The 19,560-nt window shown below is 37.1% G+C and carries 19 protein-coding genes; 9 read left to right on the top strand and 10 right to left on the bottom strand.

The features are described from left to right. Window positions 1-154: 154 nt before the first annotated feature. Window positions 155-583 (bottom strand): hypothetical protein, encoded by a 429-nt coding sequence (locus ESV24_RS08470; protein ID WP_111817072.1) that lies wholly within the window; start codon window positions 581-583, stop codon window positions 155-157. 365 nt (window positions 584-948) lie between these two features. Here ESV24_RS08470 and ESV24_RS15520 point away from each other — a divergent pair, with 365 nt between their 5' ends. From ESV24_RS15520 to ESV24_RS08450, 4 genes are all read left to right on the top strand, one after another. Beyond that, the gene (locus tag ESV24_RS15520) at window positions 949-2,064 is read left to right on the top strand and encodes a T9SS type A sorting domain-containing protein (protein WP_235004053.1); all 1,116 of its coding nucleotides are present in this window, start codon (window positions 949-951) and stop codon (window positions 2,062-2,064) included. A 154-nt stretch (window positions 2,065-2,218) separates the two neighbouring features. Beyond that, a complete protein-coding gene (locus ESV24_RS08460; protein WP_111817070.1) occupies window positions 2,219-2,875 on the top strand; it encodes a succinate dehydrogenase cytochrome b subunit in 657 nt (218 codons plus the stop codon). 17 nt (window positions 2,876-2,892) lie between these two features. Further along, complete coding sequence (locus tag ESV24_RS08455; protein ID WP_111817069.1) at window positions 2,893-4,896, top strand: fumarate reductase/succinate dehydrogenase flavoprotein subunit; 2,004 nt, start codon at window positions 2,893-2,895, stop codon at window positions 4,894-4,896. Window positions 4,897-4,986: 90 nt separating this feature from the next. Then, the gene (locus tag ESV24_RS08450) at window positions 4,987-5,733 is read left to right on the top strand and encodes a succinate dehydrogenase/fumarate reductase iron-sulfur subunit (protein ID WP_111817068.1); all 747 of its coding nucleotides are present in this window, start codon (window positions 4,987-4,989) and stop codon (window positions 5,731-5,733) included. 63 nt (window positions 5,734-5,796) lie between these two features. Here ESV24_RS08450 and ESV24_RS08445 read toward each other — a convergent pair whose 3' ends face one another. Then, a complete protein-coding gene (locus ESV24_RS08445; protein WP_111817067.1) occupies window positions 5,797-8,040 on the bottom strand; it encodes a tetratricopeptide repeat-containing hybrid sensor histidine kinase/response regulator in 2,244 nt (747 codons plus the stop codon). Window positions 8,041-8,245: 205 nt separating this feature from the next. Between ESV24_RS08445 and ESV24_RS08440 the strand changes: the two genes are divergently transcribed. Both ESV24_RS08440 and ESV24_RS08435 read left to right on the top strand, forming a co-directional pair. Beyond that, window positions 8,246-9,226: a DUF1028 domain-containing protein gene (locus ESV24_RS08440; protein ID WP_111817066.1), complete on the top strand. Its 981-nt coding sequence runs from the start codon at window positions 8,246-8,248 to the stop codon at window positions 9,224-9,226. A 64-nt stretch (window positions 9,227-9,290) separates the two neighbouring features. Continuing rightward, complete coding sequence (locus tag ESV24_RS08435; RefSeq protein WP_111817065.1) at window positions 9,291-9,929, top strand: transglutaminase domain-containing protein; 639 nt, start codon at window positions 9,291-9,293, stop codon at window positions 9,927-9,929. Window positions 9,930-10,001: 72 nt separating this feature from the next. Here ESV24_RS08435 and rpmA read toward each other — a convergent pair whose 3' ends face one another. The 7 genes from rpmA to mutY all read right to left on the bottom strand — a co-directional run bounded on the left by rpmA (window position 10,002) and on the right by mutY (window position 15,359). Further along, entirely contained in the window at window positions 10,002-10,265 is a 264-nt protein-coding gene (gene rpmA / locus ESV24_RS08430; RefSeq protein ID WP_111817064.1) for a 50S ribosomal protein L27, read from the bottom strand. Window positions 10,266-10,296: 31 nt separating this feature from the next. Continuing rightward, window positions 10,297-11,058 (bottom strand): 50S ribosomal protein L21, encoded by a 762-nt coding sequence (gene rplU, locus ESV24_RS08425; RefSeq protein WP_111817063.1) that lies wholly within the window; start codon window positions 11,056-11,058, stop codon window positions 10,297-10,299. Between the two features lie 212 nt (window positions 11,059-11,270). Beyond that, window positions 11,271-11,729, bottom strand: a complete 459-nt coding sequence (locus ESV24_RS08420) for a DUF4199 domain-containing protein (protein ID WP_111817062.1) — start codon at window positions 11,727-11,729, stop codon at window positions 11,271-11,273. Window positions 11,730-11,821: 92 nt separating this feature from the next. Beyond that, window positions 11,822-12,385, bottom strand: coding sequence for a gliding motility lipoprotein GldD (gene gldD / locus ESV24_RS08415; RefSeq protein ID WP_111817061.1), 564 nt, complete (start codon window positions 12,383-12,385; stop codon window positions 11,822-11,824). Further along, window positions 12,372-13,706: a gliding motility-associated protein GldE gene (locus tag ESV24_RS08410; RefSeq protein WP_111817060.1), complete on the bottom strand. Its 1,335-nt coding sequence runs from the start codon at window positions 13,704-13,706 to the stop codon at window positions 12,372-12,374. Before ESV24_RS08410 ends, gldD begins: the two co-directional genes overlap by 14 nt. Window positions 13,707-13,727: 21 nt before the next feature. Beyond that, on the bottom strand, window positions 13,728-14,183 hold the full coding sequence (locus tag ESV24_RS08405; protein ID WP_111817059.1) for a single-stranded DNA-binding protein: 456 nt from the start codon (window positions 14,181-14,183) through the stop codon (window positions 13,728-13,730). Between the two features lie 111 nt (window positions 14,184-14,294). After that, entirely contained in the window at window positions 14,295-15,359 is a 1,065-nt protein-coding gene (gene mutY, locus ESV24_RS08400) for an A/G-specific adenine glycosylase (protein ID WP_111817058.1), read from the bottom strand. A gap of 128 nt (window positions 15,360-15,487) precedes the next feature. Here mutY and ESV24_RS08395 point away from each other — a divergent pair, with 128 nt between their 5' ends. From ESV24_RS08395 to ESV24_RS08385, 3 genes are all read left to right on the top strand, one after another. Further along, window positions 15,488-15,778 (top strand): HU family DNA-binding protein, encoded by a 291-nt coding sequence (locus ESV24_RS08395; RefSeq protein WP_014782104.1) that lies wholly within the window; start codon window positions 15,488-15,490, stop codon window positions 15,776-15,778. A 356-nt stretch (window positions 15,779-16,134) separates the two neighbouring features. Further along, entirely contained in the window at window positions 16,135-17,679 is a 1,545-nt protein-coding gene (locus ESV24_RS08390; RefSeq protein WP_111817057.1) for an Rne/Rng family ribonuclease, read from the top strand. A 185-nt stretch (window positions 17,680-17,864) separates the two neighbouring features. Continuing rightward, window positions 17,865-18,341 (top strand): regulatory protein RecX, encoded by a 477-nt coding sequence (locus ESV24_RS08385; RefSeq protein ID WP_111817056.1) that lies wholly within the window; start codon window positions 17,865-17,867, stop codon window positions 18,339-18,341. Between the two features lie 189 nt (window positions 18,342-18,530). On the opposite strand, the gene ESV24_RS08380 is transcribed toward ESV24_RS08385, so the two are convergent. Further along, window positions 18,531-19,559 carry a glycosyltransferase family 9 protein gene (locus ESV24_RS08380; protein WP_111817055.1) on the bottom strand — a complete coding sequence of 343 codons (1,029 nt, stop codon included), beginning with the start codon at window positions 19,557-19,559 and terminating at the stop codon, window positions 18,531-18,533. Between the last annotated feature and the right edge of the window lies 1 nt (window position 19,560).

Raw genomic sequence — 19,560 nt, 5'->3', positions numbered from 1 at the left:
CGATGTAAGAATCGCTTTGCTTAATTTGATCTACTGACTAATCACCTAATTAAACAATCAGCTTCAGAATAAAATCAAAAAGACCAAAAAATAAAAGGTCGCCTAAATAGTTTTTAGACGACCTCTTTTTAATTTTTAAATGGTAAAACTATATTTAGTAATTTGAGTTTTTCTTTTTCCATTCTTGATACTTATCATACTGTGCAGTTTTTAAAATATCATATAAAATTCCATCTCGCTGTTTCAATAAGTCTTTTTGGTCTATTGTCAGTCTCTTATTCTTGTTTTGCATACTGTCAATATAGTCAACATATCCGCGTTGATATTTCAGGATTTGGTCTTGGCTCATGTTAACATATTCATACATAGACTTCATATCTTTTTTCTTGAGCCCTATCCAATAAACCTCGACTTCATTATCATTCATTTTTTTACTGCTCATGCTATTGTCTTCCACCTTGCCGATGGTTGCATTAGTATCTGGCGCGTTATTTACACTGCTCGTAGTTGCTTGTTGCGAATTTCCGCAAGCAAACAATATGGTTGCAAGAGATGCGATTAAAAGTGTTCTTAGTGGTTTCATAGTTCTTTTTTTAAGTTTTTAATAATTATACTACAAACTACTGATTTCATTCATTGTAAGCGGTTAATATTTAACCAATTAACTTTATTTTATAAAAAATCTAACAGTTTTTTGATTGGTGAAAACAAATTATTTCCCCTCGAAGAAAGCTGTAAATGTGATTGATTATGATTTTTCTATTTCTGAAAAAGGCATAAAGACTCTTGAAAAGGCCAATGTGAAGATTAAGAAAGGTAAAATGGAAAATATTATCTTCCGAAAGGTGGATTATACTTTGAAAATAAATTTATTTTCAAAGTATAAAAATTTTATAATAACAGTCAAATAAATCACTACATTTACTTCATAACAACTAAACATTTTATATGATGAAAAAACTACAATTATTGGTATTTGCCCTAGCAATAGGAACGATTACCGCGCACGCACAAAAGGTAGACGAAGCACCAAATGGCTCTACCTATGTTAGTAATCAAGCTCAATCTGCACTTTTTGATGTGTTAATCAACTTTGATGCTGGGGCTGCTATAGGAGCACAAGGAAATGCAGGTGTTATTTTCTTTAACAATCAGTATTGGGTTTCTGCTTGGGCTTCAGATTTAATCCATGTGTTAGACAACACAGGGGCTTTTATTGAAACTTTTAGCATTCCTGGAGTTACCGGAACACGTTCTATGACTACAGATGGAACTAGTATTTTTATAGGTACGGCCACAACAGTGATTTATGATATAGATCCTCCGAGCCGAACTATAAACAATACCATCAATATTATTGCCCCTTCGGGCGCAGAAGCTAGAATGTGTACTTACGATCCTACCTTAGATGGTGGCGCAGGTGGTTTCTGGATTGGCGATTTTGGTTCAGACATCGCATCAGTAGATATGGATGGAGCTCAATTATCCGTTATTCCAGCGGCAGTCCACGGACAAGCTGTTTATGGTGGAGCTGTAGATAATGTTTCTACAGGTGGTCCATTTTTGTGGACCCATAGTCAAGATGGTGCTACTGGTGATGTGGATAGGGATGTAATTGTTCAATTGGCACTTCCTTCCGGGGTTCCAACAGGAGTAACATACCGTTACCTTAACGATGCCATTCCTGGCACTACTGAAGTATTATCAGGAGGTCTTTTTATCTCTGACGATGTTGTTCCTGGAGGCGTAACAATGATAGGTCTTAGCCAGTCTACTCCTTCTAATGCAATATTCGGTCTTGAATTGATTCCTTCTTTGGGTGTTAATGACAATGCTATTTCAAGCTTTAGCCTTTATCCAAACCCTGCAAACGGGAAAGTTAACATCAACACAACTGTTGCTGGTGACAAACAAGTTGTTGTTTACGATATTTTAGGTAAGCAGGTTATCAATACAACTATTGCTGGTGGAGAGTTGAATATTTCTTCTCTAAAAGCTGGTGTTTATATGGTAAGCGTTACTCAAAACAAAGCCACTGCTACTAAGAAGTTGGTAGTTCAGTAAGTAACATTTTTAAATAATATGAAAGCCATTCACTGCTAGTGAATGGCTTTTTTGATATAACAAATCTAAATAAGATACTAATAGAGGTATTTTCTTGGCATTCAATTTTGGGTGACGTACTTTTGTAGGTAATTATTCTCGAAATAAAACCATAATGGCAATATTATCCTCTTCAATTGCGCGAAAAGTTGCGATGGCACTTTCCGGCTTGTTTCTCGTGTTGTTTTTAGGACAGCATTTCACAATAAATATCACCTCGGTCATAGACCCTGATACTTTTAATAGTTGGTCCCACTTTATGGGGCACAATATTTTGGTTCAGTTCATTCTACAACCTGTTTTGATTTTTGGAGTGGTTTTCCACTTCGTGATGGGATTGATTCTTGAAATAAGAAATAACAATGCAAGACAGATAAGTTACAAATCTTTTAAAGGAAACAAAAACTCTACTTGGGCTTCGCGAAATATGATAATTAGCGGTGCCGTTATTTTGGCGTTTTTAGGACTTCACTTTTACGATTTCTGGTTCCCAGAGATAATTCACAAATACGTTGAAAGCAATCCGCTGGACGCTACTCGTTATTACCCAGAGTTGCTTCACAAATTTGAAAGCCCTGTGCGCACAGGTTTATACTGCTTGGCCTTTGTGCTTTTAATGCTTCACCTTTGGCACGGCTTTTCTTCGTCTTTCCAAAGCATGGGCTGGAACAACAAATACTCAAAAGGTTTACGGGCATTCACGCAGTTTTACGCAATATTTATTCCTTTAGGGTTTATCTTCATTGCGCTTTACCTTCACTTTATTCAATAACCACGAAACGCAACGCTATGTCAATATTAGATTCAAAAATCCCAAAAGGACCCTTAGCAGATAAGTGGACAAATCATAAAAATGATATAAATCTGGTTAATCCTGCCAATAAACGTAATATAGATATTATTGTAGTAGGAACAGGGCTTGCCGGCGGAAGTGCCGCCGCAACGCTTGCAGAACTTGGCTATAACGTAAAAACATTTTGCTATCAAGATTCTCCGCGTCGTGCACACTCTATTGCTGCACAGGGAGGTATCAACGCCGCCAAAAACTATCAAGGTGACGGCGATTCAAACTACAGATTATTCTATGACACGGTAAAAGGTGGCGATTACCGTTCTCGCGAAGCTAACGTTTACCGTCTTGCTGAGGTTTCTGCAAATATTATTGACCAGTGCGTAGCACAGGGTGTTCCCTTTGCTCGTGAATACGGAGGGTATTTGGACAACCGCTCTTTTGGTGGAGTTTTGGTTTCTCGTACTTTTTATGCGAAAGGACAAACGGGACAGCAATTGCTTTTAGGTGCTTACTCCGCAATGAACCGCCAAATAAACCGTGGAAAAATTACGCCTTACAACCGTCATGAAATGCTAGATTTAGTAATCGTAGATGGCAAGGCAAGAGGAATCATTGCCCGCGATTTGGTTTCAGGTGAAATAGAAAGACATTCCGCACACGCCGTGGTTATTGCTTCTGGTGGCTACGGAAATGTATTTTATCTTTCAACCAATGCAATGGGTAGCAACGTTACAGCATCCTGGAAAATTCATAAAAGAGGTGCATATTTCGCAAATCCTTGCTATACACAGATTCACCCAACTTGTATTCCCGTTTCCGGCGACCATCAAAGTAAATTGACTTTAATGTCTGAATCTTTAAGAAACGATGGTAGAATATGGGTTCCTAAGAAAAAAGAAGATGCTGAGGCTATCCGCCAAGGAAAGAAAAGGCCTATAGAACTTTCAGCGGAAGAGCGCGATTATTACTTGGAAAGAAGATATCCTTCTTTCGGAAACCTAGTGCCGCGTGATGTTGCATCCCGTGCAGCAAAAGAACGTTGTGATGCTGGTTTCGGCGTAAACAAAACCGGAGAAGCAGTATTTTTAGATTTCGCTTCTGCAATTGAGCGCTACGGCAAAGAGCAGGCCGCAATGCACGGAAATCACAATCCAAGTGAAGTAGAGGTAAGTAAGCTTGGAAAAGAAGTTATCGAAAACAAATACGGTAACCTATTCCAGATGTATGAGAAGATCGTTGACGAGAATCCATACGAAACCCCAATGATGATTTATCCTGCTGTACATTACACAATGGGCGGCGTTTGGGTGGATTACAACTTGCAGTCTACAATTCCTGGGTGCTATGTAACTGGTGAGGCCAACTTTAGTGATCACGGTGCAAACCGTTTGGGAGCTTCGGCCCTAATGCAAGGTTTGGCAGATGGCTATTTTGTATTGCCTTATACCATTGGCGATTATCTGGCAAACGATATTAAAACTGGAAAAATACCGACAGATACTAAGGAATTTGACGAAGCTGAAAAGAACGTTCGCGATTTGTTGGACAAATTGATAAATAATAAAGGAACACATTCCGTAGATCATTTCCATAAAAAGCTTGGAAAGATTATGTGGGACAAATGTGGAATGGCGCGTAATGCCGAAAGCCTAAAAGAAGCAATGTCTGAAATTAGAGCATTGCGCGAAGAATTCTGGAGAGATGTAAAAATTCCAGGTGAATTAAGTGAGTTGAACAGCGAACTTGAAAAAGCGACCCGAGTTGCAGATTTCTTGGAGTTGGGAGAACTTTTTGCAAAAGATGCCTTGGACAGAAATGAATCTGCAGGTGGTCATTTTCGCGAAGAATATCAAACCGAAGAAGGAGAAGCCCTCCGTGATGACGAAAACTTTATGTACGTTGCCGCTTGGGAATACACTGGAGAACCCGGAAATGCAATACTTCATAAAGAAGAATTGGAGTATGAGAATATTGAAGTTAAATCAAGATCATATAAATAGACTATGAAATGCCCATTAGCATATTTCAAAATAACTGGAGATGAATAATTTGGGCATTTCATCTTCCACTTTATCAAATATTATATAAAGATGAAACTTATTTTAAAAATCTGGAGACAGAAAAATAACCAAGCAAAAGGCGAATTAAAAACCTATCCGCTTGATGGTATTGAGGGAGATATGTCGTTTCTTGAAATGCTTGACATACTTAACGAAGGCCTTATAAACAAAGGTGAAGAACCCGTAGAGTTTGATCACGATTGCCGTGAGGGAATCTGCGGAAGTTGTTCACTACAAATTAACGGCGAACCCCACGGACCAGATAGATTGGTAACCACTTGCCAATTGCATATGCGAATGTTCAACGATGGTGATACAATTATTATTGAACCCTTCCGCGCTAAAGCATTTCCCGTAATAAAGGATTTGGTAGTAGATAGAAGTTCTTTTGATAGAATTCAACAAGCTGGAGGTTATATTTCAGTGAATACCTCTGGAAACACTATTGATGCCAACACCATTCCCATCAACAAACACGATGCTGATGAATCATTCAACGCAGCTACTTGTATAGGTTGTGGCGCTTGTGTGGCAGCCTGTAAAAATGCCAGTGCGATGCTTTTCACCTCTGCAAAAGTGAGCCAGTTTGCTTTGCTTCCGCAGGGGAGGATTGAAGCAACCGAACGCGTATTGAATATGGTTGCGCAAATGGACAAAGAAGGCTTCGGAAACTGTAGTAATACCGGTGCTTGCGAAATAGAATGTCCAAAAGGAATCTCATTGGAAAACATAGCCCGAATGAATCGTGAATATCTTGGTGCTAGCTTGAAGGGATAAATAGATAGTTATATTATACAAACATTAAAATCCTAGGCAAGTGCTTAGGATTTTTTTTTGTTACTAGTCAATGAAAAATTTTTCATTGTTATAAAGCGAATCTTCTTCTTGATTGAGATTGTTAAGTATAATTTTCAAAAACTTATCTGTGTCGTAAGGTTTAACAATAATATCGTTCATTCCTGAAGCTTCAATTCTATTTCTCATTTCCTCAACCTCAATGGCGGTTAAAGCAACTATCGGGGTTGATTTATCAAACTTTCTTATTTCTTTAGTAGTTTCAATTCCATCTTTGCCCGGCATATTTATGTCCATCAAGACGAGATCAAAAGTTTCGGTCTGCATCTTTTCAATAGCGACATCTCCATTTTCTGCTATGTCACAGATCATTCCGTGGTTTTCCACTATTTTTTTGGTTACTATCTGGTTGATTCGGTTGTCGTCTACTACAAGTATTCTTTTGCCATTAAGGATATTATTATCGTCCAGTATTTTGTCTTGAAGCAAGTGTTTTAAAATTTGAAAACTTAGCGTAAAACTAAATTTAGATCCCTTTCCGGGCTTACTTCTAAGTTTGATGGAAGACTTTGAAGCCTCAAGTAATTTTTTTACAATAGTCAGCCCCAGACCGGTGCCCTGAATTTTAGATACTTCGGAATCAACTTGTTGGAACTCCTCAAAAATGGCTTTCTGTTTTTCTTTTGGAATGCCTATCCCATCATCTTGAATACTGAATTTAATAGTCGCTTCATTTTCAGAAATTAATACTTCCTGAGCCTTAATGTAGATATTGCCGTTAGTGGTAAATTTTATGGCGTTACCCACTAAATTCATAAGAATTTGAGAAAGACGTACACGGTCACCGACAATGGTGTTTGGAATATTTTCTGAAATCTCCACGTGAAGTTGGTTCTTATTCTGCACCAAAGCATATTGAAAAGAAGATACAATAGACTTAACCAAATCCCTTAAATCAAAGGGAGCTCTCATTTCCTCGAGTGTGTTAGACTCAAGCCTGCTTATTTGAAGCACGTCATTTATAAGTGCCAAAAGATAATCTGCAGAAAACTTTAGATTTTTTAAATCTGCTTGATGATTTTTGAGCGATTCGTCTTCCAGAAGAACAGAACTTAAGCCAATAACGCCATAAAGAGGGGTTCGCAATTCGTGGCTAACCGTTGAAAAGAACTTGCTTTTGGCCAAAGCTAGTTTTTCCGATTTCTGTTTTGCTTTTAAATACTGTTGGTTTTTTTCTTTTAGGATAAGGGTTAGTTTTTTTCTTCCTGTGTGCGATATATATAGAATTATCAAAAATAGTCCCATCACTATTACTGCTCCAATAAAGAAATAAAGAAGGGTATTGCTCAATAATATTTTTTCTGAAATCAGTTTTTTTTCTAGTTCTGCTTGACGTGCTTGTTTTTTATATTCATTCACGCTAAACTGGGCAGCTGCGTTTTGAATTGCCATCAATTTTTCTTTTTCGAACTGAATTTGGGTAAGGCTATCGAATTTTTTACGCACTAAAAATGCTTCTTTATATTCCCCAGTCTCATAAAGCGCAATACTATATTCTTTATAGGCCTCAATTAGATAGTCATCTATATAATTTTTTTCTTCTGCAAAATCGATAGCATTCTTAAAGTTTGCAATAGCTTCTTTTGGATTGTTTAAAGAAAGGTTCAACTTTCCTTGTAGCAGGCTCATTTCAGTCACTAATGCTTCAGATTTCATGGCGTCTATTCCCTGTTTTGCTTTTTGGAAATAACGTTGGGCATTCTTATTGTCGCCTTGGTTAAGATAAGATTCAGAGAGATTATAATACACCAAGGAAGCCTCTAGAGTATCTTTTCTTTTTAAAGAAAGCGGAAGTGCTTTTTTAAATAGGGGAAGGGCAGAATCGTATTTTTTTTCAGTGAGGTATAGTGCTCCCATAAAATTATAGGCACGGGCAATCTTAAAATCGTCTTTCGATTTTTCTGCAAAATTCAGATAGTCTTCTCCATAAACGTGGGCATTCTTAAAATCCTTCAGATAGATAAATGAAGCCCCAATCATATATCTAGAATAATAGGCGGCATCTAAATCGCCCAGATTTTCGGCTAGCTTTATATTATCTATGGAAGATAAGATTACGGAGTCATACTTTCCTTCAAAAAACATATAATCCGTTCTATCCTGCCGTGCTTTTAAGGAATCCTTAAGCATAGCAAATTCTTTCTTGTCTTGAGTTGAAATAGTATCTTGGGTATTTTGCGCAAATCCTATAAAGGAAGATAAGAGTATATAGTAGCGTAAATAATTCAAAATTCAGAAAGTTTTAAAAGTAGGTTTTAAAAAAGCACTAAAATAGTATATTATAATGGAATTTAAACACTAAACTATTTATCATAAATTTAAAGAATTAAAAAATATCAAATTGTAAAATAACTAATGACCTCACAGAGGTAGTAGTTTAAAACCTTCTAATTGTTGTAATAAAATTTTATCTTTAGATACTAAATTGTATACAATGAAAAATATTCTTTTATTCTTCAGTCTTTTTTCGATTTTTCCATCTATGGCGCAAACAAATAAACCTAATGATCCCTTGGCACACACCTTTTCAATAGTGGGGCGTGATGCAAAAACAGGAGAAATGGCGGTAGCGGTTCAAAGTCATTGGTTTAGTGTAGGCACTGGTGTTTCTTGGGGGGAGGCTGGCGTGGGCGTTGTCGCAACCCAATCTTTTACTAACCGATCGTTCGGTATTCGCGGTTTGGAGTTGCTGAAACAGGGAAAATCTCCTCAAGAGGCATTGGATATTTTGTTGAGCGATGACGACGGAAGGGATTTCCGACAGGTTGCGATTCTGGATAAACAAGGTAGAGTTGCGACACATACGGGTAAAAACTGTATAGAGTATGCAGGTCATGCCAACGGCGAAAACTTTTCCGTACAGGCAAATATGATGCTCAACGATAAAGTAGTGCCAGCGATGGAAAAGGCTTGGAAAGAGAATAGTGAAATGCCTTTAGCCGAAAGAATGGTTGCAGTATTGCAAGCCGCGCAAAATGCTGGAGGTGACATTCGTGGAAAACAATCTGCTGCATTAATGATTGTTGCTCCAAAAGCCACTGAGGGACCGTGGAATGACAGACTCATAGATTTACGCGTGGATGATTCTGAAAATCCTATAAAAGAAATTGATAGGTTATTAAAAGTATTTCGAGCTTATGAACATATGAACCAAGGCGATCTATATGTTGAAAAGAAACAAATGAAAGAAGCAATGGAAGAATACAATGCTGCTATGAAAATGTTTCCTGAAAACTTGGAAATGCAGTATTGGACGGCAATAACTTTAGCAAACGATAACAAAATAGAGCGTGCGTCTGAAATGCTGCAGAATATCTATAAAAATGATGAAAACTGGAGAGAGCTTACTCGGCGTTTGCCTAAAGTGGGCTTGCTGAACGTTTCAGAAGATCATTTAAAAGAATTGCTCAAATAATATTTAACAGCTTAATTTAAATATAATTCTATTAGTTGCGTTTTCAATTAAATTATTTCGATTTATGCGAAAGCTATTTGTTTTTATATTTTTTTTAGGTTTTGTATTTAGCTCCTCCGCTCAGATAGGTGCCGTAATAGGAAAAAATAAGGATTACGAAAAGCCTACTTCCAAAAAACAAAAATCGTCTTATTCTACTGCCGCGCTTGCTTTTGCAATCACAAAAGACGCTGCTTCTGACGAGGATAAAGTTTTGGCGATTTATAAATGGATTACTTCAAACATTTCCTATGACAATGAATTGCGGTTAAGTTCAACGCTTCAAAAACAATTCTACACTTCCGAGGAAAATGTAATCAAAAAGGTTTTAGAGCGAAAAATGGCACTTTGCGGTGGCTTTGCTTTTCTTTTTAAAAGCCTTTGCGGAAATGTAGGGTTGTCTGCGGAAGTAGTACATGGATTCACAAAAGACTATTCGAGAAAGGTCAAAAAAAATAAGAAGCCTAACCATACTTGGAGTGCTGTAAAGCTGGATGGGCAATGGAAATTGCTTGATATTACTTGGGCTATAGGTTACGGCAGTGCCAAGGGACCCGACGATTTTTGGTTGTTAACCAAGCCTTCAGAATTCATATACTCTCATTATCCTGAAGAGTCTAAATGGACGTTATTGGAAAGCCCTATTTCTTTATCAGAGTTTTGAAAACAATTAATTTAAACTAAAAAAACCTCCACATCACTGTGAAGGTTTTTTAGTTTTAGAACAACTTTGTTACTATGCTTCAGCGTTTGGAACGATAGAAACGTAGCTTTTGTTATCTTTCTTTTTGGTAAATTTTACGGTACCGTCCACTCTAGCGTGAAGGGTATGATCTTTACCACCGTATACATTGTCACCTGGGTGATGTGTATTCCCTCTTTGTCTTATAATGATATTTCCAGCAATAGCAGCCTGTCCTCCAAAAATCTTAACGCCAAGACGTTTCGATTCCGATTCGCGACCGTTTTTGGAACTACCAACTCCTTTTTTGTGAGCCATGGTTTATAATTTTTTAATTAATGATTTCGGTTTATTTGTTTTTCAACAATTCCTTAGCTTGCTTAACCCACTCGTCACCTTCAATCTTTTCACGGGTAATACCGTCAATGGCTGAAAGTTCCTCACGATCTGCAGCTTTAAGTTTACTGATTTGCTCGAAGGTATAAATACCAAGTTCGTTCAATTTTTCTTCGTAAACTGGGCCAATTCCGTTGATCAGTTTAAGATCATCGGCATCGCCCTTCAAAGCAGTTCCAATACTGTGAAGCACTTTATCGATGTTGATTTCGATGTTTGCATCTTCAGCACGGTGCTCGGCACGGCTAACAAGATTTTCACTAATCTCAACTTCTTTTTTGGCTTTTGGAGCCTCTTTTTTAGCTGGCGCTTTGGTTTCGGCTTTTGCTTTTGGAGCCACAGCTTTTGTTTGTTTTTTTGGAGCAGCTTTCTTAGCTTCTTCCTTTTTAGCAGGTGTAGCTCCTGAAGCTACAATGCTTTCAATTACAATTTCAGAAAGAGCCTGGCGGTGTCCGTTTTTTACACGGTATCCTTTACGGCGTTTCTTTTTGAAAACTATAACCTTGTCACCTTTAAGGTGCTTTACGACTTTTGCTCCTATTTGAGCGCCGTTTATAGCCGGGGCGCCAATGGTAATATTGTCTCCGTCACCAATAAGAAGTACATTGTCAAAAGACACTGTTTTACCTTCTTCTACTGGCAAACGATTAACAAAAACCTTTTGGTCTTTCGCAACTTTTACTTGCTGCCCTGCTATCTCTACAATTGCGTACATAGCGAATCGTTTATAAATTAGTTAAACTTAAATTTCCCTAACGTTTGCGGCGGCTTTGGCCTCCGAAGCAAACAAGGTTTGCGTAGGGGGCTGCAAATATAATTTTTAAAAAGGAAATGACAAAGTATTTTTTATTTAATCTTTTCAGAACCAATTGCCCAAGTATTGAAATGGTTTTTAATTTTCTGAACACCGAACACCGAACACTTAATTTATTTCATGGTGTTCCTGTTTCCATCTTGGGTGTTCCATGAATTTTTGAGAAGTTGCATAAAGGCGAGCGTCAATACCAAACTCGTGGCAAAGCCCATGATTAAAACAGAAATAACTAGCATAAGGGTACCCGCATCATATTCCAGATTCCAATTTTCCATAATTGCGTTGGAAAATTCGGTATCTAGTTGGTACATATAGACCGCCATAAAAGCCGTAAAAATAATAGTTGCAATACCTCCAGAAAGTAAGCCTACTTCAAAACCTTTTTCATATTTGAATTTGCTTTCTCCCGAAGCGTATTTTTTCATTGCCATATAAATTCCGAATCCGAAAATCAATCCGTTAACTGAACTCAAGATAGGGTATTGATGAAGTCCTATTAATTTTAAAAGAAGAAAATATGCAATCAGACCTAATGCAATCCAAATGCCGTAACGAGAATATACTTTTAACATAGTGGTTAGTTTTAACTGTCAAAAGTTACGAAAACTTGCCGAACCATTTGTGAATGGTTTGTTAACTTTTTTAAATTAAAGATTAAACAGTTTTATTTCCAAATAATGGTTTCCATCAATTTCCGGATGTCTTCGCGAAGGTAAACCACTGCGGGATAGATAGAATCGAAGTTTGGTTTGGCATCAAAATATAAGGCGCCGTTCAAAAAATGGTTGATACTATCAGTAACGTAAAACTCAGCTTGGGTGGCAGCATTTCCGTTTATGGGATAAAACATTCCGTACGCTTTTGAATCTGGATTCACAAAAGGATATGCGGGTATGCTGTTCGCTTTTATCGTATGGTCGTAAGCTAGTTTTTGCGCATCCTGCATTAAGGAATCTAGATTGTTATTCCGAACGTCTTGATAGGTTAAATATAAAGTAGCCTTCATATTTGGGTAATATATATTGATACCACAAGCTTTCTTTTTCATCATTGTGGCGTTTTCGTTCATCGCGAAATTATAGGGACAGCCCGTTTCCACAATTCGGTATTCAGGTTTGGGATAATCCAAACGTAACATAGCCGAAGGTTTTACCAGAACATCGTTATCACATGAAGCTAGGATGAAAAGACTGGAAATTAAAACGAAGACGAAACTATAGATTTTCAATGGTAAGTTTTATTTGTTTTATACGCTTGCCCTCAAACGCTTCAATAGTAAACGCATAATTGTGGAAAGATATTACTTCATTTTTCTTCGGAAAACCTTTTGAAATTTCCAATAGAAATCCGGCCAGTGTTTCCGCTTCACCTTTTTCATCTTCAAAAATAGCTGGATCTTCGGGTTTTATTACTTTGTAAAAATCTTTCAATGGAGTTTTTCCTTCAAAAACAAAAGTGTTGTCATCAAGTTTTGAAAATATCAGGTCCTCATCGTCAAACTCATCGCTAATTTCACCCACAATTTCTTCGATAATATCTTCCAAAGAAATTAAACCGCTGGTGCCGCCATATTCATCTACAACAATAGCGAGGTGCATTTTCATTTCTTTAAATTCGTTCAGCAAATCGTCCAGTTTTTTGTTCTCCGGAACAAAATAAGCTTCGCGTTTTAGGGTTTTCCAATCCAGAATTTTTCGGTCTGTGTAAGGAATTAAATCCTTCACATACAGAATACCGGTGATGTTGTCCATACTATCCTTATAAACGGGAATCCGCGAATAGCCGTGCTGAATAATCTCTGGCAAAATCTCTTTAAAAGGCTGGTCTTCGCTAAGTGCAAAAATGTCCATTCGGTTTTTCATTACCTGTTTGGTGTCGGTAAGTCCGAAGGTTACAATCCCCTGGAGTATTTTTTGTTCCTCGAAAGTGGTGTCTTGGTTAGAGAGTTCGAGCGCCTGCGATAGATGATCTACGCTCATGTTAGATTTCTGTTTTCCGTAGCGATCGTGAAGGTAGATGGTGGCGTGGCGCATCGGTAAACTTATTGGCGAGAGCAAAGTATCCAATACATTGAGCGGCTGCGCCATAAATACTGCGAACGATATACGGTTGCGGTTTGCATAAATTTTTGGAAGAATTTCACCAAAAAGCAAAATAAGAAAGGTTACTAAAACTACTTTTAGGAGAAATACAACACTTACTTCAAAATAATAAAGATTCAGCGAATAATCCCATCTGTCAAACCAAACAGAGCTCAAGGATTCAAAAAGAAGAACAATCGCTATGTTTATGAAATTGTTGGCAACCAAAATCGTGGCCAATAATTTTTTTGGTCTTGCCAGCAAGTTTTGAACAATACCCAGCTTTTTTGAAAGGGATTTTTCTTCATTGGCCTCAAAATCTGAAGGTGTCAATGAAAAGAAAGCCACTTCAGCGCCAGAAATTAGGGCCGAACAGGCTAAAAGAACAACCAGCATTACGCCGCTTGTTATTTGGGAAAAATCCAAAACGGTAAAAAAGAATGATAAACCAGGGGGGTCTGTGTCCAAGTTATTGGTTTTAGTTGAAAGTTAAAAAGGAAGATCGTCCTCTTCTTCAGAAACTTGATTGTTGTTTTGTGGCGCTGATGAGGGCTGAGGTTTCTGTGTATTTTGCCCAGAGCTGCTATTTGCAGAATTATTACTATCGCCTTTTGGGGTCAGAAATGTGAAATCTGTACAGTGAATTTCGGTACTGTATCTATCCATTCCCTTGTCATCTTGCCATTTTCGAGTTTTCAAACGACCTTCAATATAAACCATGTCGCCCTTTTTCAAATACTTTTCGCAGATTTCTGCGGCTTTGTTGCGCACCACAATGTTATGCCATTCCGTATTGGTAACACGCTCGTTTGTTGCTTTATTGGTATAGGTTTCGTTTGTGGCAATAGGAAAACGGCCTAAACTGTTTCCGCCTTCAAAATAATGCATTTTTACATCATCGCCCGTATGCCCAATCAACATTACTTTGTTCAATGTTCCACTCATAATACTTGCTTTTTCAATTTGTGCAAAGGTAGATTTTGCGTTTTAAATATAAGGAATTTTTAAATTTTTATATGAAATGATTTCACGCTGTGAATATTAAAGTAAGCAAAATCAATAATTCTCAAAAAATTCCGAAACGAAATCTGCAATTAAAACTGGAACTGCATAATTTTTCACTTCTGAAATAGGAATGCTGCTTTCTTTTTCTTCGGAAATTTCTACAATCCAAAAACGCGTGTTCAAATGCTGATGCGACAGTTTGTGGATAACGGATTTTTCGTTGAAAAGTGAAATGTCCTCAATGTTCAGGCCTTTCGAAAAATCTTCAAACTGCTGAAGATTTTTTAGGGCGGAAAGATTCATTTCTTCCGAGGTTTCAATCAGCGGAAATTCATAGAGTTTTTGCCAAATTCCCTTTCCAGTGCGCTGTTGTAATATAGTCTGCTCATTTTCAGAAAGCACCACCATATAATTGAAGAACCTTTTTTTAACGGGCTTCGCCTTAATTTTCACAGGAAGCTCCGCCACTCTTTTCTGCTGAAAAGCCCAGCAGTTCTCATTAAAAATACAGTTTCCACAATCTGGGTTTTGCGGTACACAGAAGCGCGCCCCGAATTCCATAATTGCTTGGTTAAAAGTACCTGGTTGAGCTCTATCAATTAGTTGTTGTGCTAGCGTTTTAAATTCTTTCTGTCCTGCTGTTATGTTAATAGGAGTGGAAATTCCAAAAAAGCGGGAGAGCACGCGATACACGTTTCCGTCCACCACCGCTTCGGGTTGATTGAAAGAAATACTCGCAATAGCACTGGCGGTATAATCGCCCACACCTTTTAATTTCAACAAACCTTTGTAATTATCTGGAAATACACCGCTCATTTCTTCAGAAACTATTTTTGCGGTAGCGTGAAGATTTCGGGCGCGAGAATAATAGCCCAAGCCCTGCCAAAGTTTCAAAACATCATCTTCTGGGGCATTGGCCAAATCTTCTACTTTTGGATAAGCTTCAACGAACTTCAAATAGTAGGGCAAACCTTGCAAAACGCGGGTTTGCTGAAGCATAATTTCTGAAAGCCAAATACGGTACGGGTCAAGTGTATTTCTCCACGGCAATTCGCGTTTATTTTGTAAATACCACGCAATGAGCTTTTTGGAAAAATGTGGGGCTATTTTCGGCATTGGGTAAAATTAATCTATATCCTATTAAATTTTAAAGGATTATGGTTTGATTTATTGATTTTAAAATATGTATATTTGCGGTCTCAAAAAAAAATTAGTAAAAGAAAATTAATTAAAATTTAAAAGTAATGACGAAAGCAGATATCGTAGCAAAGATTTCAGAAAAGTTAGGAATGGAAAAGAATGAAGTTCAAGCTACAGTTGAGACCTTTATGGAAGAAGTAAAAAATTCTTTAGAAGGTGGAGATAACGTGTATTTAAGAGGTTTTGGAAGCTTTATTATCAAAACAAGAGCTGAGAAAACAGGAAGAAACATTTCTAAAAACACAACCATTAAAATACCAGCCCACAATATTCCGGCTTTTAAGCCTGCAAAAGTTTTTGTAGAAGGAGTAAAGACAAATGTGGACGTAAAATAATAATAACCCGTTCCGCGTTGGTGGAGCATTAAAAAAGACTTTAGTATGCCAAGTGGTAAAAAAAGAAAAAGACATAAGGTAGCGACTCACAAGCGCAAGAAAAGACGTCGCGCTAACCGCCACAAAAAGAAAAAGTAGTTTCTAAACTACTTTTTCTGTTTTAAAAGTATTTCGGAAATTTTACCTTTTTTGTGTTATTTCCGAATAAAACAGACGAAAAATCGTTCTTTGAAAATGAAATTGCAACAGCCGGCTTTTGGTTTTGGTGTAGTTTCGCCGGGTTTTTATAGAAAACCTGTGAAAAATATTGTTTAATTAGTTCCGATATTACATCGGAACAACAAAATTGATATAAAGTGAACAACGAATTATTTATTAGATCCGGTTCACAAGAAGTTGATTTTGCCCTTTTAAAGGATGGAAGACTTATTGAGCTTCACAAAGAAGAAGAAGGTAACAATTTTACGGTAGGCGACATATTTCTCGCCAAAATCCGCAAAACGGTTCCAGGGCTTAACGCCGCTTTTGTGAATGTAGGCTACGAGAAAGATGGTTTTTTACACTATCATGATCTTGGTCCCAAAGTGCTTTCACAATTGAAATTTGTGAAAAGCGTGAGTTCAGGTAAGTTAAAAGATTATACCTTAAATAATTTTCCATTCGAAAAAGAGATTGATAAGCATGGTAACTTAAATGATGCCTTAAAAAGCAATCAATCCATTTTGGTTCAAATTGTAAAAGAACCCATATCCACCAAAGGACCACGTATAAGCTCTGAGCTATCTATAGCCGGAAGATATATTGTTTTGGTTCCATTTTCCGATAGAGTTTCTGTTTCACAGAAAATAGAAAGCAACGAAGAAAAAGACAGGTTAAAACGCTTGATAACAAGTATAAAACCAAAAGGATTTGGCGTAATAATTAGAACCGTTGCCGAGGGCAAAAAAGTAGCAGAACTGGACAAAGATTTACAGAGCCTTATGGATCGCTGGACGGCGATGTGTAAGAAGCTACAAGGGGCGCACCACCCTTCAAAAGTGCTGAGCGAGCTAAATAGGGGAGCCTCTATTATCCGCGATATGTTTAACGATTCATTCTCTGCGATACATATTGACGATGAGACCCTTTACTTGCAAATAAAAGATTATGTGCAAGAAATTGCACCCAAAAAAGACAATATCGTAAAGTTTTATGACAGCAATGTTCCGATGTTTGAAAAATTCGGAATAGAACGGCAGATTAAAACTTCCTTCGGTAAAACAGTATCAGGTAGCAAAGGAGCTTATTTGGTTATTGAACACACCGAAGCAATGCACGTAATAGACGTGAATAGCGGTAACCGAAGCAACAAGCAAAAAACACAGGAAGGCACAGCGCTGGAAGTGAATATGATTGCAGCCACCGAGGTGGCAAGACAGCTAAGGTTGCGCGATATGGGAGGAATTATTGTGATTGATTTTATTGATTTGGCAAATGCCAATCACCGTAAACAGCTCTACAACCACCTTCGTGACGAAATGAAGGATGACAGGGCAAAACACAAAATTCTGCCCCCAAGTAAATTTGGGTTAATACAAATAACCCGTCAACGCGTTAGGCCTGAAATGAACATCAAAACCCGTGAGGAAGATCCGAACGTAGGCGGCGATGGCGAAATAGAAGCCCCTATTATTGTTGTAAACAGAATAAACGAGGAGGTAAAGCGCCTTTTCAAAAAAGACTATAAAAAGATAACTCTTAATACCCATCCTTTTATAGCGGCCTTTCTAACCAAAGGTTTCCCAAGCGTGCGCACCAAATGGTTTTTGGAGCACAAAAAATGGGTGAAAATCCAACCTCGGGATGCTTATACGTATCTTGAATATCACTTTCACGATAAAGATGGTGAATTGATAAAATAACCAAAACCCCTTTTGAAGACTCACTTCGGAAGGGGTTTTTTTATTTGCTATTGATGCTATGGATACTGTTGTTACTATTGTATTGGTTCTTGGTTCTTGGTTCTTGGTTCTTGTAGCGCAGCGGTCTTGGTTCTTTTCTGCGGAAATAAAAAGTTTTATCTTCACCTAAATATTTAAATAGAACTTTGAACACCCAAAAAACATACACCGTAGATGAAGCCACCAAAAGAATGGAACGCTACTGCGCCTACCAAGAGCGCTGCCACAAAGAGGTACATCAAAAACTTTATGAAATGCGGATGATTCCTGTAGCGGTAGAACAGATAATAGATCATTTACTAAGGCACAACTTTTTAAATGAAACACGGTTTGCGCAAGCTTTTGCCCGTGGAAAATTTAGAACCAAAAAATGGGGGAGAAATAGGATTGTCAATGAACTGAAAATGCGCCAAATTACAAAATTCAACATTAAAATTGCCTTAAAGGAAATACCAGATTCAGAATATTACAAAACCTTTGAGGTCTTGGCAGAAAAACGATTGCAGCAATTGGTTTCAGAAAAAAATCTTCAGAAAAAACGAAAAAAACTGGCGGACTATCTTTTTTATCGAGGGTGGGAGAGTGAGTTGGTTTATGGGAAGGTTGGGGAGATCTCAAAATGATATTTGCCAAGGGCAAGAGGTGCAAACTCGCGCCAGCAAGGCGAGAAACCTTGTTGTTTTTTTTCGACAGAAAAGATTCTCTTGATGGGTAGTGCTCTCTTTTTAAAATATCTAGATATTGTTAATTTTCTTGTCTGAATTAAAAAACAAAGCGGCTTATATGGATTTGGTCCTTAACTCAAATCTTTGTTATAACGTTAGCTTCTTAATTTTTTCTATTATTTCATCTATTTGCACAGAGTTAGTATCTATGGATTGATTTTCATTACCGTACGGAGCATATACATTATAATTGCTACCATTAAACAAGCCTAATGTAGTTGTATTTGTAGATGCTGCTAAATGCATCATACCACTGTCAGCCCCAATAAAAATACTTGAATTCTCAATGACCGAAGAAATTTCGCGAAGGTCTTTACTGTAAAAATGTTTACTTTCAAAATTGATTTGTGAAACGTTTTCAATAGGTAATATTTCCAAAATATTAAAATCATTAAATTCGTTTTTCAGCTGTGTATAGAATGTTGACCACCATTCTTTAGAATGACATTTTGCTCCAGTAGCAAAAGTGAAAATACAGATAGTATTTTTGTTATTTCCAAACAATTTTCTAAGTAGCAGCTTGCCTTTTTCAATTTCTTCATTAGTTAGTTTGATTGATAATTTTGGGTAATTGTAGTCCCTTAACTCATTAGGCGCGATCAATAATTTCATTAAATTATATATCGGCTTTTTCGCTATATGTTCTGGTTTATACGAGTCGATATTCCCAGAATTATAAATCTTGAATTTAGCTCTGGACAATTTGATAAATATTTTACTCGAATTAGAGTTTTCATTACCCGCAATAGCGACGTCATATTTATTTGACATTAGACCAATTGATTTAGCTGTATAGTTTAAGATATTTTTTAATGGTTTTTTGGGCAGCTTAATAATAGTATCGATAAAATGAAATTCCGAAAATAATATAGGAGAAAGGTTTCCATTAACGACCAAATGAATTTTACAGTTTGGAAATTGGTTTTTCACTTCTTGAATTAATGGGCTTAACAAAAGCTGATTGCCAAGGCGGTGATTCGGTCTTGAAATTAAAACTTTAATATTTGAATCCCTGGGCAGATTTTTTATTTCTTCTATTCCTTTTGAATTTTCGAATGAACTAGTAAAAAAATTAAAAATTTTACTTTTTAATGGGTTTAATTTTGTGATTGACATT

It is taken from the genome of Aequorivita lipolytica, from assembly GCF_007997135.1.
Classification (GTDB): Bacteria; Bacteroidota; Bacteroidia; order Flavobacteriales; family Flavobacteriaceae; genus Aequorivita; species Aequorivita lipolytica.
The sequence above is the reverse complement of the archived record's forward strand: the minus strand, read 5'-3'. Positions and strand labels throughout refer to the sequence as shown.